Origin of the sequence: Quyinboa sediminis (assembly GCF_042219855.1) — a bacterium.
In the GTDB taxonomy this organism is placed as follows: Bacteria; Bacteroidota; Bacteroidia; order Bacteroidales; family UBA5342; genus JBHJHP01.
Genome location: NZ_JBHJHP010000001.1, coordinates 590,499 through 607,379 on the forward strand (window position 1 = coordinate 590,499; position 16,881 = coordinate 607,379).

A 16,881-nucleotide genomic window follows, 5' to 3' on the forward strand; every position below is an offset into this window, starting at 1 on the left:
CCGGCAGATGGGTTTCAGAATTAATGTAACTAAATTTTAAAATCAATATGTTATTGTGGTAAAAGAGAGCCGTTATAAATCACACCGTTTACAATTAAGCGGTAGAAGTAGATTCTGGATGATTCTTTGAAAAACGGAATATCAATGTTGCGAATGTTTTCTGTTTCCACATACTCATCCATAAGAACGTCAATCAGGTTGCCCAGGGAATCATAAACTTCCAGTCTGACATGTGCACTTTCTGTCAGGTCAATGTTAAAGTAAACTTCTCCTTCCGATGGATTCGGATAGGTGCAAAGACTAACATTCTGTTCTGCCGTTGGTTCAGTTCCGTCCATGGTGGTACTTTTTCGGTCCGTATCGTTACAATGCCCCGGACCGATAATGCCATTATTATATTTGTCGAGTGTGCCTGCGATAGCCAGAACAAGAGAACGGACTGATTCAGCTGATTCAACGCTGTAGTTTGCTAAAAGCTCCTCAGCCTGCTCCATCTCTTCCCGAACATCATGTGGATCAGATCCTGCCAGGATATTCAGATTGGCTGCACCGTATGCTCTTCCAAGGATAATGTAGCAGCTGCTTACAGAAGGACTGGAGATAATCTCAAGATAGGTCATGCCGCTGGTAAAGAACATTTCATTTTCATATTCTTTTCTGCCATCCATATCCATATCCGGCAGATTGGTCCATTTAATGTCGTATTTCCCTGATTCAGCAGAATGCGTTTTCCAGTAGCCGGGTGTAAGTGTGCAGCCCGAACCGGTTGGCTGAGGATCGGGATCAGGATCCGGATCAGTGCCGTCATTGGGTTCAACCGTTACAATAACATGACACTCAGAGCTTGTGATCAATGTGTCATCATCCCCTGAAATGGTAACAATGTTCCGGATAACTTCGGTATCCCCGGTGAAATCAGGTCCCATGGTGATGTTATAGTTATAATAAACCGGTAACTGATCCGTGAATGTGACAACGCCCAGGGGGTTATCCAGCATATTGTCTGTTACCCTTATTGTTCCGTTGACAACATTGGCAGGAGTTGAAAATGTTACATTCTGAAGCGAGGTGAACGGTATGCCATTCAGTTGCGCTATGGCACTGTTGTATCCGCTCTGAGCCTGTTCCGGATGATATATGATAGCAACTTCGGTGGTAGATCCAGGTTCAATCTGAACGACAGAATTATCCAGTGTAATGGCTGTATTGTTGAACCTGTCCGTAAGCTCAACTTCCATCGACCTGGACGGATGAGGATTATACAACTGTATGGTACAGGACAGGATATAATTCTCATCACTGAAGTTTGCGTCAACTTTTACTTCAAACGGTACATCAAGTGTTTCACCCTGTACCACATTATAGGAGGAGCTGTCACTGGTTTTGACAACGTTCCAGGCACAGTGTCTGTCAAAGCTTCCTTCTGTTTTTTGTGAAACGACAGGTGCATAGCAGTTGATGTCCACATCAGCCACCGCCGACTTATCCAGTTCAACAATTTTTGCCGTGTTCGGTAGGGTGAAGCTGTAAACGCCGTTAATAAAATCCGGTTGAATTAATCCATAGGTGTAAACCGGACGATTGTAGGTGAAGACCATTGAAGAGTCAACATCAGTCCATACTTTACTGCCGTATGAATCAGTTACCGTTACCGTATCATTTTTAATTGCTGTAATGTTGTTTATATCACTGAAGTTGTATGTCGCAGTTTTAATCTGGTCAGTATACTCATTTGCCATAAAGGTTATGGCCATGCCATCTGCCGGTTTTTCTTCAGATGTGAGTGTATATGTAAATTCTCTTGTTGTGGCTGGTGGTATGGTGGCATAGCCATACATGTTTGCACCATCCAGCATAACCTGACTGCCGTTTACCTGTTCCATGACAGTCAAAAAGAGATAATCGTCCGGATTTGTATTGCATATAAATACACTGCCTTTAATTGAATACCAGGTCATCGATCCTGTTTTTTCAACCGTAACCGTATAATCAACTGACGATTCTTCGCCAGCCATGAGGTTTAATTCTTCTACTGATGCCGTTTTAGTGATGGTCCAGTCATAAGCAAGAACTTTATCCGTTTTCATCACCTTGGTCATGGTAGGAATGTAGTAGTTTACGGTTGTAGTAACTTTGCTTGTTACTGCATCTTCGTTTAATACGAAAGCATTCGTAACAGAAGTGCTTTGTTTTCCGTCCGTATAGTCCGATTCATTAAGGACCGGTGTTTCAAAACTTCTTGTGACAGTTAACGTAGTACTTTCCGTTACAGGTTCATCTGTAATGACCCCAAAAGTGTCAGATATTGTTGCTGTTCCGTTTGTTTCGCTTATTACGGCATCGTCTTCATTCAGCGTGTAATTCAGAACATCTGAAATCTGTTTGTCATTGATTTGTATCACAACACTGTTTTGTTGATCCACCGGTTTTTGGTCGGTCGTATAAACATAGGTCAGATCAAGGGTTTCCCCGGGTTGCAGTACAATGATCTCTCCGGGTTCAATCTCATTAAAACTGACCTCTGATCCGTTGAACATATCTGAGATGGTGAATGTCATTGGTTCAGTTCCGGAAGGATTGGTAATGGAAACCGATCCTGTGACCTGGAATTTACTGTCAGTATATTTCTTTTCAGCATTAACGGTATACGTTACATCCGTCTGATCAGAGGGAAACTGGTTGACTTCAGGATCACTTGTTACCGTCAGGTCCCATTCAGAATTCCTGTTAAATGACGTGACCGTTGTTTGTTCCACAACCGGATAAAAACAGGTGACGTTTACAACGGCTTCTGCTGTTTGTCCGGTTTCCGAAATCATTGCTGTATTATCCACGTCAAAATTAAGAACACCTTCTGTTATTTGCGCATCACCTTTAAGATCTTCACTGATGGTGCGGGTATAGGTCCATTCACTGTCTTCAGAAATATTATACCAGCTTTTGTTGTCATAGGTGTCTGTTACGTTTATGATGTCATTTATTTCAGATACCATAAGCATACTTTGTGGTAGACTTATCGCAGTTTCCTTGCCATAGGTTATACCGCCGGAAATTAATCGGACGGATAATATTGTGCTCTCAGGCTCCTTATTCAGCCTTAAGGTAAAAGGAAAAACCCTGGTTTGATCCGGATTAATGATAAAGGTATTATTGTATGCAACACCTGTAATTTCGGCATTTACATCGTCAATGGTAGCTGTAAGTGTTCCGGTCAGATTGTTGACTTTTAATGGATTTACCACTGTGATTAATCCTTCAACCAGGTATCCCAGCGTAGCAGAATCCTTCGTTACGGAAACGGTATAGCTTACATCCTCAGTATCGCCGGTAATGAGATTCAGTGTATCTTCCGATACTGATTTGCTGATCGACCAGTGGTTCGTTCTTTCAAAAGATGTATTGGTGGCCACTTTTATGTCTGGCATGCTGACCATCACAAGCACTGAATCTGTATCTGAATTTCCGGTTTCAGCGATAATGGCTTCAGAGGACCTGAAAAGTGACGATTCCGACCCGGAGTAAATGTAGCTATCGTGACTGGTCCATTCCGCACTCTCTGAAACCCTGCCCAGAAATTCACCATTACGGAATATTGAGACCGAATCATTAATGATGATTCCATTGCCTTCTGCATGAACAGGTGCCATTGTTTCTGAAGGTTTAACCGGAACGGAACCTGATATATCCAGTGCAATGGTTTCCGGAATGTCCCCCTGAAGTATGGCTGTGTAGGAACAGCTTATACTTTCATCCGGTTTCAGAATACATGGTATGTTTCCGGAGAATGTCAGGTCTGTAAGTGTAATGCCTTCTGCAACAGGCTTTAAAGAATCAATGGTAAGGGCTTGTTGCAAAGTGTTGTGGATTACTATTTCACCTGTTATTTTGCAGGAGTTCTGTATTATTCCTGTTTGTATCAGTTTGGTAGAAAAACCGGTTGTGTAAGTAGCACCGGGAAACGTAAATACCGTGTCCTGCAATGCGGTTTCTTCGATAGACCATGTTTTTTCGCTGCTACAACTATAGCCGGCAGTGTGATTGACTTCAATTGCCTGGGAAAGTACAAAGTCAATATGGCTGATATCGTAATATTTACAATCCGATTTCATCGGAGCATGCAGTCCGGTGTCTGAGGTCACCTTTAAACCGTCGTAGTCATATATATTGGCGGCACTGTTCAAATCCACTGATTTTAAGTTATTCAGCGAACCACCTTTCACAATGACCTTTTCAATGGAAAGTCCCGGAGAAGTTTCAAAAGAGAAACTCTGATGTTCCGGATATCCGGTTTTTGTCACCTTTATCCAGGCATCATTGAATTGATAGTTATCATCTGAACAACTATAAAATGAAGTACTTGTACTATTTTGCAAAACGAAGGTTCCTTCATAGTAACCATCAATTTTAAAACCCGGATTATTACTGATCGTACAGGCTGTTGGATTACCCTCAACAACGTAGGGTACCACCCCGGTAAATGTTGTAACCGAATCACAATCCTGAGATATACCCGGAAGTGACGGAATTAACAACATTGCTGCAATCAAAAAAGGTAGAGAAGCTTTCATATTGTGCAAATTAGACGTTTAACCTTTACGGGTCATGTTAAGTTGGTTAAAAACAATTTATACAAAATTAATGTAAAAATTACAATAAAGAAAATAAATTGGCGTTAAAATGCACTTATTGTTAATATATAGTAATTTGAAGATGATTTAAAAGAATTGACTGATATGTCACAATATAAGTCTGAAAGGAGGGTGTTCTCAGATTTTAATACTGAACTTACGGGCAGGATCAAACCACAACTTATCCTCTTGTATGTGCAGAGGAGAGTTGAAGTTGTTTTCATATAAGCTTCCGGTTCCAAGTCCCTGGTGCATGGTAATTCCCAGTGTGGAGGTCCATTGAGCAATGGCATTCAATCCGATATTCGATTCCAGCGAAGAAGTTATCCAGTACTTTATGTTTTGACAATCAGCTCTTTTCATCCAGTCCTCACAGGCCCTGAATCCTCCCAGAAGACCCGGTTTCAGTATAATATACTGAGGGGATACATAAGACAATAGTTCGTTTTTTTCGCTGGGATCAGTTACGCCAATTAACTCTTCATCCAGTGCCACAGGAACCGGGGTGTTTTGACAGATTTTCTGCATCAGTTCAGGCTGTCCGGCTTTTACCGGTTGTTCAATGGAATGTATGCTTAAACCGGCAAGTCTGTCCAGGACAGGCATAACGGTGTTTTTATTAAATGCACCGTTAGCATCTACCCGCAGCTCAAGACTACCGGCGCTATAGCGTTTTCTGATTGAAGTGAGAATATCCAGTTCTGTTTCAATACCGATGGCGCCGATTTTCATTTTCAGACAGCGGAATCCTGCGTTCAGTTTATCATCAATCTGTTGAAGCATCCAGTCTCTTTCTCCCATCCATATCAAACCGTTAATGGGAATGCCATCCAGGCCACGGGTAAAACGGTTGTCTGTATAAATATGAGATGTTGCATGCAAATCTGCCATACCAGTTTCGAATGCAAACTGAATAGAGGGCCATGCTGCAAGTTGCTGGGTTAAATTGGGCTGATATCCGGTACGGTTAAAATCAGTGATTAATGCAAGCAGCTTTGTTTCAAATTCAGGATGATCATCATAGCTGAGTCCGGGCAACCTGGATATTTCACCGATACCGGTTTTATTTTCATCACTGAACAATAAAAGCCATGCAGGCTTGGTTTTTAAAACACCACGGGAAGTTCCCGCGGGAAACCGGAAGATAAGTTCATATTTATGCAGCCTGACGTTCATAATTGAATGATGAACACAAATAAACAAATAAAAAAGAAAATGGAGACTTATTAACATTATTTGTTGAAAACTTGTTTGAGCACTGTTAATTAGTAGTTAGTCAGTTGTTTATCCTGTGTTCAAAACAAGGTTGTTAACTTATCGTAAAACTATAAGCACAATCCTTACGTTATTCAACCGTAAAACGTGAATTTTTGTTATTTTTGTTGCTTATATAGCAAGGTAAAGCTATCAGAAAAAAAAGTATAAATGGGAAAGAATATTTTAAGAAAAGGCCATAGTTTGGTTCTGCTCCTGTTTGCAATGCTATCCGTAACCTCTTGCGTCACAAAAAAGCAGATTACTTATCTTCAGTCTCCCACAAAGAAGATTCCGTCATATGAAGATTACAAGCCGGAAAACTATAAGGTAGAACCCGGTGATGAATTGTATATCAATGTTGAACCATTGATGGAGGAAGAGCAGGGATTTCTCTCCACTTCCAGGCAAATAGCGGGTGGATCGATGGTGGGCAGAACATTATCGCTTTTAAGTTATCTGGTTTACGATGATGGCACCATTGATTTTCCTTATGTGGGAACTATAAAAGTTGAGGGACTGACAACAAGGGAGATCAGACAGAAAATAATGGATGTACTCGATGACTACCTGATGGAACAGGCAAAAGTTACGGTAAAACTGGTTAACCGGTACATCAGCATAATCGGTGATGTAAAATCCCCCGGCCGATATGAAATTTATGAAGAACAGCTGAATATTTTTCAGGCCATTGCCATGTCAGGTGATGTGGCTACCTACGGTAACAGGGCACAGATAAAGATAATACGAAAAGTTGGAGATGAGACGGTAATTAAGGAATTTGACCTGCGATCTGAAGATATTATCGGTTCAGAATATTACTATGTGGTACCCAATGATGTGATTTATGTGGAGAAAATGCAGGGACAATTCTTCCGTTTTGATAATTTTGGCAACCTCTTTTCCACCATAACCTCATCGTTATCGTTTTTAATTTTAGTACTGAGTTACACAAACGTTCAGTTGAAGCCATAGAATAGCATGAAAAAGAATTCTGTTGAAGAGAATTATAACAAACCTTATTATCCGCAGATTGAGCAGGAAGATGAAGGTATCAATATCAAAAAGTGGATTGTAAAAATCCTGGCCAACTGGTATTTGTTTGTTCTGGGTGTCGTCATAGCCGGCGGTATAGCCTATTTTATCAATAAAAAGATTGTCCCTTCCTATAAAGTGGGAACCACTGTGCTGATTGAAGAGTTCAAAAAATCGAACCTGATTGGTGCCCAATCCGTGATGCAGGGGTATGGCCTTGGCGGATACACCAACGTGAACAACCAGGTGGTTATCCTGCAGACCTTCTCATTGATTGAAAAGGCAGTGGATTCTCTGGATCTTTCAGTGGATTACTATGCTAAAGATGCATTCAGGGAGGTGCCGCTGTATAAAAACTCTCCGGTTGTTATCAACTTTGATTCCGTACCGGTAACAGCCGTTAATCTGATCTATTATTTCCGCAATGTTGATGAAAACCGGTTTAAAATTGTGTCAGACGGGAACGACTTTTTTGAAGGCTTTTCAGTGGAAGGCCGGTATGGTATCCCTGTCGTACACAAAGGTATTAAGTTCATGGTGACCCGCGACCCGGTTTACTATTCTGCCAAGGATCCCATCGAGATAAAATTCAGTTACAGAACGAAACAAAGTATTGTAAAAGAATTTAACAGCCGCTTATCCATTGATTATGTCATGGACGAAGCAACAATTGTGGAAGTATCCCTGACCGGCCCCAACCCACGGCGGGATCAGGAATTTCTGGATGGTTTGACGGCTGAATTTCTGGATGATAACCTGGCCAGAAAAAATCAGGAAGCCATTCGAACGATTGCCTTTATAGATAAACAATTGCGCGATATTGCAGATTCTCTGGCTAAAGCGGAAACAAAGCTGCAGAATTTCCGGTCCGAAAACCTGGTAATGGATATTTCGGCTCAGGCTAAATTATTAATTGACCAGGCCAATAAACTGGAAGACCAGCGGGCAAATCTGTTGCTTCAGAACAGCTATTACGATTATCTGATTGAATATCTGAAAAGTGAAACAACTGCCGGTAATATTGTTTCACCTTCTACCATGGGAATAACAGAACCTCTGCTGACAGAGCAGGTTAAACAGTTTGCTGAATTACAGAACAAACGTCTGTTTTTAACGGATAAAAACCCATTGTACGAATCTACAACAAGGCAGATTAATACCGTTCGTGAAGCATTGATAGAAACGACAGACAATGTGATTGAAAAAACAAACATTGCCATAAAAGATGTGGATGAACGCCTGGAAGAAGTTAAAAATAAAGCCAAAATCTTACCGGCAACGGAACGCGCGCTATTGGGCATTGAACGTACATTTACGGTAAATGACAGCTACTATACGTTTTTGTTACAGAAAAGATCTGAGGCGCAGATTCAGAAAGCATCGAATACACCGGATAATCTGGTTCTGGATCATTCCATGGTCCTGGCTAGGGTGGATGCCAATAAATCACGGATCAACTTTTTGATTTCTCTGGTTCTTGGATTGGGTATTCCGTTTTTGTACATCATCCTGAAAGATTATTTCAATATGCGCATTCAGAGTAAGGATGACATTGAAAAAGTATCAAGTGTACCGGTGCTGGGCATGATCCCACATACCAAAAAACAAGCCAGGGTTATAACTGTAAAATATCCCAAGCTCGCTGTATCTGAGGCGTTCAGAACCATCCGGACCCGCCTGGAATTTATGACGCAGGGTAAAGGGCAGATGATGATTCTTGTCACGTCATCCATGCCGGGTGAAGGAAAAACTTTTACTTCACTGAACATGGCCGGTATTTATGGCCTGTCGGGTAAAAAAACAGTTTTGCTTGGGTATGACCTCAGGAAACCGAGAATTGCAAAATATCTTGACATAAACGCCACTCCGGGTATCTCGAATTATCTCATTGGAAAGGTAACACTGGACGAGATCATCCAAAAACCGGAGGGACTTCCTTTTGATGTGATCGTTTCAGGTACGGTACCACCAAACCCGGGCGAGTTAATAGGGTCAGAAAAAAACAAAGAGTTGCTGGAGGAGTTAAAGAAGCATTACGATTACATCATTATCGACTCCAGTCCTGTGGGCATTGTTTCAGATGGTTATCTGCTGGCGCATTTTACAGATGTAAACCTCTTTATAGTCCGGCATAATTATACTATCAAACAGTTGCTGAAAGATAATCTTGAAACGGCAACGGCAGACGGCATTCCGAATCTGGCCGTTATTGCCAACGATATACTGGTTAAAAAGAGTACATACCGGTATGGAAGATATGTTTACGGACGTAGATATGGTAGCGGTTATGGCTACGGCTACGGTTATGGTTACGGCTATGGCTATGGATATGGTTACGGATACGGTTATGGTTATGGCGAGGGATATATTGAATCGGAAGAGGATAACAATTCCGGTTCAGATGATAAGGCTTAACCGGACGATATAATTATCAAGGTAATTCATTTTGGGTTGATCCTGAAATGAAGTACCTTTTTTTGTAAATGAGGCCTGCTTGGTTCACCTGTTGTGACTGAGGAGGCGAAGCTGTGTAAAGACATGAGTGAACAAAAAAACAAATATGCATGGTATGCCATCTACACGCGCTCCAGAGCAGAGAAGAAAGCATATGAATTTCTGCTTGAAGATGGCATTGAAACGTATCTTCCCATAAAAAAAACCTTACGGCAGTGGAGCGACCGTAAAAAAATGGTGGAGATGCCTTTAATACCATCTTACATCTTTGTCCATGTTTCGGAGAAAGAATATTACAAGGCACTCAATACACCGTATACCATCCGGTATGTAACTTTTAACGGAAAAGCGGCTCCAATACCTGAGCGGGAGATTAACATGCTTAAACTGATGTTAAGGGAGCTGCCCGGAGATGTGAATCTTATTGTTACGGATATTGAAAAAGGTGATATGGTTGAGATTACGGCGGGTCCGCTGAAAGGCGCAAAAGGAGAGGTCGTATATAAGAAAGGGAAACAGCACTTTCAGGTGCGACTTGAACCATTGGGGTATGCCGTGCAGGCAGAAGTGGCGGGCGTATTTTTGCAAAAAATAAAAGAGTAATGTACTTACGGGTTAAAAAATCTGTATGACCTTTGATGCCTATTTAGTCAGTGCAATCATTATTTTAATGGTAATTGCCCTGTTTAAGGAAATGTTCCGGCCGGGACTGATTCTTTTTTCAGGACTGTTTCTGTTTATGGCGCTTGGCATCATTGATGTCCAGGAAGCCCTGGCCGGTTTTTCCAATAAGGGGATGATCACCATTGCCATCCTTTTCCTTGTGAGTGAAGGTATCCGACAGACAGGAGCACTGAATTACCTGGCAAAGGTTATGCTGCCCAAAAAAGCATTACCCGTGCCCATTCTCTATCTTAAGACTCTGATTCCGGTATCGGCACTTTCTGCCTTTCTGAACAATACACCTGTGGTTATTATTTTTGCACCCATCTTTAAAAAATGGGCTGAAAAAGTTAACCTGCCGGCTTCCAAATTTTTGATTCCACTGTCTTACGCCACTATTCTGGGTGGGGTATGCACCTTATTCGGAACCTCCACAAACCTTGTGGTTCATGGTCTGATGCTGGATGCCGGATTCAAGGGGTTTGGAATCTTCGAACTGGGGAAAGTAGGCGGATTAATTGCACTGGCCGGTTTTATTTATATGGTTATATTCGGAAACTGGTTGCTGCCGGGTAAAAAAGTGCCCAAAACCTATTCATTCACCAATTTCAGGGAATATTATTTTGATGTCGTGATCAAACCCGGAAGTCCGTTGATCGGAGAGATGATCGAAAAACGGAAGAATCTTAAGTTTAAGGATTTTCTGGTCTCATCAATCCACCGTAACGGTCAGATTATTAAAACCACGCGTGGACGCTACATCATAGAAGAAGGGGATCATCTTATCCTGGCAGGAAAATCAGAAGCCATTGAGATGTTGCTGGAAATTGACGGACTGGAAATGGCCTGTCTTCAGAAAGTGGGGGATTCATTCCGCAAACAGAACCTTAAACAGATTGAAGCGGTGATATCACCCCGATTCCCAGGAATCGGCAGAAAAATCGGAGATTTCGACTTTCTTTCTCATTATGGTGGCATAGTTATGGCCGTACACCGTAATGGTGAACGCATCTCTTCCAATGTGGATGAACTGATTCTGAAAGAAGGGGATAATCTGATATTACTGGCAACAGAAAAGTTTCTGAATGACTGGGGGGATTCAAGGGTTTTTTATACAACCTCTTACCTGGGAGATGTCAGCAAGCCGGAGAAAAAGGACAAAATGTGGCTTTCTCTGATCATCATCATTGGTATGGTCGCAGGGACCACATCTTTTCAGCATTACAAGCTGTTTGATAAAATACCGCTTGATATGTTCTTTTTTGCTGCCATGGCAACAGTGCTCATGGTCTGGACCCGTATTTTACCGGCACAGAAATATACCAAGGCTATCAGTTGGGACGTGATCATTACCATTGCATGTGCATTCGGAGTGAGCAAAGCACTGAATAATTCCGGAGCTGCCGATGTGGTGGCAACGTTTACCATTAATATTTTTAAACGGTACGGTCCTTATGGGGTCATTGCTGGAATTTACCTGATAACCATGTTATTTACCGAGGTAATAACGAACAATGCTGCGGCCGCTCTTAGTTTCCCGATTGCTTACGCTGCAGCTCAGCAACTTGGGGTTGATCCGAAACCATTTTTTGTAGCCATTGCAATGGCAGCATCGGCTTCATTCAGTACACCTATCGGATATCAGACCAACCTTATTGTTCAAAGTATAGGTAATTACAGATTCTCGGATTATTTAAGAATAGGATTACCACTGAACTTCATAAGTATGGCTATATCAGTCATTTTTATACCCTACTTTTGGGAGTTTTAAAAACTATTTATAAAACAGAATTTATTTTTATCAGGAACGTGAAAATTATAAAGAAATGAAAGAAATTAATATTGCAGTCATCGGACTTGGTTATGTTGGATTACCGTTGGCAGTTGAATTTGGTAAAAAATACAAAACGATTGGTTTTGATATCAATCCGAAAAGAATCAGTGAATTAAACCAGGGAAAAGACAGGACACTGGAAGTGGAAGATGAATACCTGGCTGAAGTTATCCAAAACTCCGATGATAATAAAGGTATTTCTTTTACAACAGATATTAACGCCATCCGTACATGCAACTATTTTATTGTAACGGTTCCAACGCCAATTGATGAAAATAAGGTGCCGGATCTGACACCTTTGAAAAAAGCATCGGCATCTGTTGGACAGGTCCTGAAAACAGGCGATATTGTGATTTATGAATCTACGGTCTATCCCGGAGCTACAGAAGAGGAGTGCATTCCTGTACTGGAGGAAGTTTCCGGTTTAAAATTCAATGTGGATTTCTTTGCAGGTTATTCGCCTGAACGTATAAATCCCGGTGATAAACTGCATACTGTGACAAAAATATTGAAAGTCACATCCGGTTCCACACCTGAAGTGGCTGAAAAAGTAGATCACCTTTATAAATCAGTTATAGTGGCAGGTACGCATAAAGCGTCTTCCATAAAAGTGGCCGAAGCCTCCAAGGTGATTGAAAATGCACAACGCGATTTGAATATCTCATTTGTGAATGAACTGGCGCTGATATTTGACCGTATTGGCATTGATACCAATGAGGTTATCGAGGCTGCCGGAACAAAATGGAATTTTCTGAAATTCAAACCGGGCCTTGTAGGTGGTCATTGTATTGGCGTTGATCCGTATTATCTTGCATTTAAAGCAGAATCGCTGGGATATTATCCCGAAGTCATCCGTTCAGGAAGAAGAGTAAATGACAATATGGGCATTTTTGTGGCGAACAAGGTCCTTAAACTGATGATTAAAAAACAAAAGGCCATCGCCGATGCAAGGATACTCGTGCTTGGGGTGACATTTAAAGAAAACTGTCCTGATGTTAGAAATACCAAGGTGGTGGATGTGGTGCATGAATTCAGCGAATTCAGTAACGAAGTGATTGTACTGGATCCCTGGGCGGATAAAGAAGAAGTGAGAGAGGAGTACGGTGTTGATATCGTTAATAGTCTGGATTCCATTAATGGAAAGAAATTTGATGCAATCGTTCTGGCTGTTTCTCATAACGAATTTCTGGAAATGGACTTTGATGCATTGAAGAATGGAAATGCTGTGATTTTTGATATCAAAGGGGTTTTACCAAAAGAAATAGTTGACGGAAGATTATAAAATAGAATCAAGAACCAAGAATCAAGAACCAAGAACCAAGAACCAAGATATATGACTTACGACTTACGACACACGATTTACAATTCATGGTTCACGATTCACGGTTCACGATTCACGGATCATAGCAGGACTCACGATTCACGGCTCACGATTCACGACTCACGAATTACGGCTCACGTGTCAATTTTCTTTAAAATGCATAAAAGTAAAAGCAATCAACTACTTTAAACTGACTATTAATTATTAAGAAATGAATGAGATACATCCGATTTTCGACAGAATATTGCAGCGTAAAGATAAAGAGAAATTGCTGAATCAGCGTTCGGTATGTGTTTGGTTTACAGGTTTTTCAGGTTCAGGAAAATCCACCCTGGCCATAAATCTTGAACAGGAGTTACATAACAGAGGATTCCTGACCCAGATTCTGGATGGTGATAATATCCGTTCCGGAATTAATAAAAACCTGACGTTCAGTAAGGAGGACAGAGCAGAAAATATCAGGCGAATTTCTGAAGTTACAAAACTGTTTGTCAATGCAGGGGTCATAACACTGAATACCTTTATCAGTCCACGAAAGGAGATGCGTGATTCTGCCAGGGGTATAATTGGGAAGGAAAATTTTATCGAGGTTTTTGTGAATGCACCAATTGAGGTTTGTGAGCAGCGCGATACCAAAGGGCTTTATAAAAAGGCCAGGGCAGGAGAGATAAAGAATTTTACCGGGATTGATGCCCCGTTTGAAGTGCCGGAACATCCTGATGTTGAGGTCAGAACCGATCAGTTGTCGCTTTCAGAATGTACAGGTAAGATTCTGAATTATGTTTTGGATAAAATATCAAAATAATATTACCACATAACCAAACCAAATTACTCAACAATGAATTTACTGAACAATGCCATTACGGCTGCAATTTTAGCTGGAGAAGAAATCATTAAGGTGTATGACTCCAGGGATTTTGAGGTGGAATTAAAATCAGATAATTCACCTTTAACCAAAGCCGATAAAAAAGCACACCTTAAAATTACTGAGGTACTCAGCAAAACAGGTATTCCTATACTGAGCGAGGAAGGAAAACATATTGAATTTGATAAACGGAACGAATGGGAATTCTTCTGGCTGGTTGATCCGCTGGACGGAACAAAAGAATTTATCAAACGTAATGGTGAATTTACCGTAAATATTGCATTGATTAAGGAAGGACAACCGGTGATGGGAGTGATATACACCCCGGTTACTTCCACTTTGTATTATGGAGATCTAACGATTGGTGCTTTCAAAACAAAGGTTGAGGAAATACCTGTAGGAGAAGAGATTAAATTTAAAAGCGTGGATAGGTTACCTTGCGAGAAGGCGGTAAAATATACTATTATTGCAAGCCGTTCGCATTTAAGTGTTGAAACGGAAGCTATAATTGAAGAAAAAAGAAAAGAGTTCGGTGACATTGATATTATTTCGAAAGGCAGCTCATTGAAACTGTGTCTTGTAGCAGAAGGCTCAGCAGACTATTATCCCCGTTTAGGTCCCACCATGGAATGGGATACAGCCGCCGGACATGCCATAGCCCTCGCTTCGGGTTGTAAGGTCATCAGGCACGACAACAAGGAACCCATGACATACAACAAAGAAAATCTGCTGAATCCGTGGTTTGAGGTGTACAGGTGACGGGTTACGATATGAACCACCCCCAGCCCCCTCCTTGTAAGGAGGGGGATAAAAGGGGAGGTCCTATAACTATTTCTATTTCTTATGGAAATAAAAAGAAACTTCTTAAAGAATCCTCAGTATACCAAGCAGACAAGGCGCAATCTCAGAAACAATCCTACGTCTGAAGAAAAACGATTATGGCAATATTTAAAAGGGCGTAATCTGGATGGAAAGAAGTTCAGGAGACAGTATGGTATTGGACCGTATGTTGTAGATTTTTATTGCCCCGAATGTAACCTTATAGTTGAAATTGACGGATTAATTCATCAGAATGAGGGAAATAAAAAATACGATGAAGAACGTTCCCGGTTTTTAACAGAAAATGGTTTTAAAATTGTCCGTTATACAAACGAAGAAGTAAATAAAAATATAATCAACGTGCTCAAAAGATTACTATCAATCTTATAGGTACCATCCCCAACCCCCTCCTTATTAAGGAGGGGGATAAAAGGGGAGGTCCTATAACTATTTCTATTTCTTATGGAAATAAAAAGAAACTTCTTAAAGAATCCTCAGTATACCAAGCAGACAAGGCGCAATCTCAGAAACAATCCTACGTCTGAAGAAAAACGATTATGGCAATATTTAAAAGGGCGTAATCTGGATGGAAAGAAGTTCAGGAGACAGTATGGTATTGGACCGTATGTTGTAGATTTTTATTGCCCCGAATGTAACCTTATAGTTGAAATTGACGGATTAATTCATCAGAATGAGGGAAATAAAAAATACGATGAAGAACGTTCCCGGTTTTTAACAGAAAATGGTTTTAAAATTGTCCGTTATACAAACGAAGAAGTAAATAAAAATATAATCGACGTGCTCAAAAGATTACAATCAATCTTATAGATACCACCCCCAACCCCCTCCTTGTAAGGAGGGGGAAATGGGGGAGGTCTTATCAGAATCGATAAAAATTACGTTGGAAATCAATCATAACAACCTAAAGTAATACTGAAGCCCCCTTTCCGCGTGTCGCCAAAGCTATAGCAGTGGCACAAAGGGATTCAGGTGTGAAAAAGGAATGGACTGTAAATATATAAAATGAAACTCACAACTTATCTCGTTACCGGTGCTGCCGGATTTATAGCTTCACGAACAGCTGAGATACTGCTGGAGCAGGGGCATACTGTTGTTGGTCTGGATAACATGAACGACTACTATGACGTACGCTTAAAAGAACACAGGCTCGAAAAACTGAAGCAACATCCAAACTTTATCTGGAAATATCTGGATATTGAGGATTTTAATGCGCTTAAAGCATTATTTCAGGAATTTGCATTCAGTGTTGTATTTAATCTGGCGGCAAGAGCCGGTGTAAGGTATAGCCTTGAAAATCCGTTTGTATATAATTCCACAAACTCCACGGGGACATTAAACCTGCTGGAGCTGATGAAACAAAATGGAGTGGATAAAATGGTGCTGGCATCAACATCGTCATTGTATGCCGGTTTACCCATGCCGTTTACGGAGGATCTGGCGGTGAATACACCTTTAACGCCCTATGCAGCCTCAAAAAAAGCTGCTGAAATGATGGCGTATTCCTACCATAAGATGCATGATCTGGATATTTCTGTGGTGCGCTACTTCACCGTATTTGGTCCGGCCGGACGTCCGGATATGGCACCACTGCGTTTTGTTAAATGGATAGCAGAAGGAACGCCAATCACTTTATATGGAGATGGTGAACAGGCCCGGGATTTTACCTACGTGGATGACATTGCCCGTGGAACCATTGCCGCAGGTAAAAAAGTGGGCTATGAGGTCATCAACCTGGGCGGTGGTAACAATCCGGTAAGTATTAACAGTTTTATTGCCATGATTGAAGAGATGACCGGCAAAAAAGCCGTTATTGACCGTAAACCGATGCATAAGGCTGACATGAAGGAAACGTGGGCAGATATATCCAAAGCAGAACGCTTACTCAAATGGAAACCTCAGGTATCGGTGGAAGAGGGCGTAAAGCAAACGGTGGACTGGTATTATGCCAATGAAGCCTTTGTGAAAGATCTGAAGGTAATTTAAAAAG

Annotated in this window: 12 protein-coding genes; 10 read left to right on the forward strand and 2 right to left on the reverse strand. The window is 41.2% G+C overall.

All coding sequences use genetic code 11. The features are described from left to right. Positions 1–50 precede the first annotated feature (50 nt). Both ACE1EF_RS02425 and ACE1EF_RS02430 read right to left on the reverse strand, forming a co-directional pair. Positions 51–4,568: a hypothetical protein gene (locus ACE1EF_RS02425; RefSeq protein WP_375719015.1), complete on the reverse strand. Its 4,518-nt coding sequence runs from the start codon at positions 4,566–4,568 to the stop codon at positions 51–53. Between the two features lie 198 nt (positions 4,569–4,766). Continuing rightward, on the reverse strand, positions 4,767–5,804 hold the full coding sequence (locus ACE1EF_RS02430) for an o-succinylbenzoate synthase (RefSeq protein WP_375719016.1): 1,038 nt from the start codon (positions 5,802–5,804) through the stop codon (positions 4,767–4,769). Positions 5,805–6,053: 249 nt separating this feature from the next. Between ACE1EF_RS02430 and ACE1EF_RS02435 the strand changes: the two genes are divergently transcribed. From ACE1EF_RS02435 to ACE1EF_RS02480, 10 genes are all read left to right on the forward strand, one after another. Continuing rightward, positions 6,054–6,857, forward strand: a complete 804-nt coding sequence (locus ACE1EF_RS02435; protein ID WP_375719017.1) for a polysaccharide biosynthesis/export family protein — start codon at positions 6,054–6,056, stop codon at positions 6,855–6,857. Positions 6,858–6,863: 6 nt separating this feature from the next. Then, positions 6,864–9,332, forward strand: a complete 2,469-nt coding sequence (locus ACE1EF_RS02440) for a GumC family protein (RefSeq protein WP_375719018.1) — start codon at positions 6,864–6,866, stop codon at positions 9,330–9,332. 123 nt (positions 9,333–9,455) lie between these two features. Then, positions 9,456–9,974, forward strand: coding sequence for a UpxY family transcription antiterminator (locus ACE1EF_RS02445; protein ID WP_375719019.1), 519 nt, complete (start codon positions 9,456–9,458; stop codon positions 9,972–9,974). 25 nt (positions 9,975–9,999) lie between these two features. Next, entirely contained in the window at positions 10,000–11,805 is a 1,806-nt protein-coding gene (locus tag ACE1EF_RS02450; RefSeq protein WP_375719020.1) for an SLC13 family permease, read from the forward strand. Positions 11,806–11,860: 55 nt separating this feature from the next. Beyond that, on the forward strand, positions 11,861–13,150 hold the full coding sequence (locus tag ACE1EF_RS02455; RefSeq protein WP_375719021.1) for a nucleotide sugar dehydrogenase: 1,290 nt from the start codon (positions 11,861–11,863) through the stop codon (positions 13,148–13,150). A 250-nt stretch (positions 13,151–13,400) separates the two neighbouring features. Beyond that, complete coding sequence (gene cysC / locus ACE1EF_RS02460; RefSeq protein ID WP_375719022.1) at positions 13,401–13,994, forward strand: adenylyl-sulfate kinase; 594 nt, start codon at positions 13,401–13,403, stop codon at positions 13,992–13,994. A 33-nt stretch (positions 13,995–14,027) separates the two neighbouring features. Then, complete coding sequence (cysQ, locus tag ACE1EF_RS02465) at positions 14,028–14,813, forward strand: 3'(2'),5'-bisphosphate nucleotidase CysQ (RefSeq protein WP_375719023.1); 786 nt, start codon at positions 14,028–14,030, stop codon at positions 14,811–14,813. Positions 14,814–14,897: 84 nt separating this feature from the next. Beyond that, a complete protein-coding gene (locus tag ACE1EF_RS02470) occupies positions 14,898–15,263 on the forward strand; it encodes an endonuclease domain-containing protein (protein WP_375719024.1) in 366 nt (121 codons plus the stop codon). Between the two features lie 72 nt (positions 15,264–15,335). Then, positions 15,336–15,701 carry an endonuclease domain-containing protein gene (locus ACE1EF_RS02475; protein WP_375719025.1) on the forward strand — a complete coding sequence of 122 codons (366 nt, stop codon included), beginning with the start codon at positions 15,336–15,338 and terminating at the stop codon, positions 15,699–15,701. A 195-nt stretch (positions 15,702–15,896) separates the two neighbouring features. Beyond that, positions 15,897–16,877, forward strand: coding sequence for a GDP-mannose 4,6-dehydratase (locus ACE1EF_RS02480; RefSeq protein ID WP_375719026.1), 981 nt, complete (start codon positions 15,897–15,899; stop codon positions 16,875–16,877). Positions 16,878–16,881 lie beyond the last annotated feature (4 nt).

What these genes read in the sequence shown, in the direction of transcription:
- ACE1EF_RS02425 (WP_375719015.1), bottom strand. Translation starts at nt 4,568, where the DNA reads ATGAAAGCTTCTCTACCTTTTTTGATTGCAGCAATGTTGTTAATTCCG.
- ACE1EF_RS02430 (WP_375719016.1), bottom strand. Translation starts at nt 5,804, where the DNA reads ATGAACGTCAGGCTGCATAAATATGAACTTATCTTCCGGTTTCCCGCG.
- ACE1EF_RS02435 (WP_375719017.1), top strand. Translation starts at nt 6,054, where the DNA reads ATGGGAAAGAATATTTTAAGAAAAGGCCATAGTTTGGTTCTGCTCCTG.
- ACE1EF_RS02440 (WP_375719018.1), top strand. Translation starts at nt 6,864, where the DNA reads ATGAAAAAGAATTCTGTTGAAGAGAATTATAACAAACCTTATTATCCG.
- ACE1EF_RS02445 (WP_375719019.1), top strand. Translation starts at nt 9,456, where the DNA reads ATGAGTGAACAAAAAAACAAATATGCATGGTATGCCATCTACACGCGC.
- ACE1EF_RS02450 (WP_375719020.1), top strand. Translation starts at nt 10,000, where the DNA reads ATGACCTTTGATGCCTATTTAGTCAGTGCAATCATTATTTTAATGGTA.
- ACE1EF_RS02455 (WP_375719021.1), top strand. Translation starts at nt 11,861, where the DNA reads ATGAAAGAAATTAATATTGCAGTCATCGGACTTGGTTATGTTGGATTA.
- cysC (WP_375719022.1), top strand. Translation starts at nt 13,401, where the DNA reads ATGAATGAGATACATCCGATTTTCGACAGAATATTGCAGCGTAAAGAT.
- cysQ (WP_375719023.1), top strand. Translation starts at nt 14,028, where the DNA reads ATGAATTTACTGAACAATGCCATTACGGCTGCAATTTTAGCTGGAGAA.
- ACE1EF_RS02470 (WP_375719024.1), top strand. Translation starts at nt 14,898, where the DNA reads ATGGAAATAAAAAGAAACTTCTTAAAGAATCCTCAGTATACCAAGCAG.
- ACE1EF_RS02475 (WP_375719025.1), top strand. Translation starts at nt 15,336, where the DNA reads ATGGAAATAAAAAGAAACTTCTTAAAGAATCCTCAGTATACCAAGCAG.
- ACE1EF_RS02480 (WP_375719026.1), top strand. Translation starts at nt 15,897, where the DNA reads ATGAAACTCACAACTTATCTCGTTACCGGTGCTGCCGGATTTATAGCT.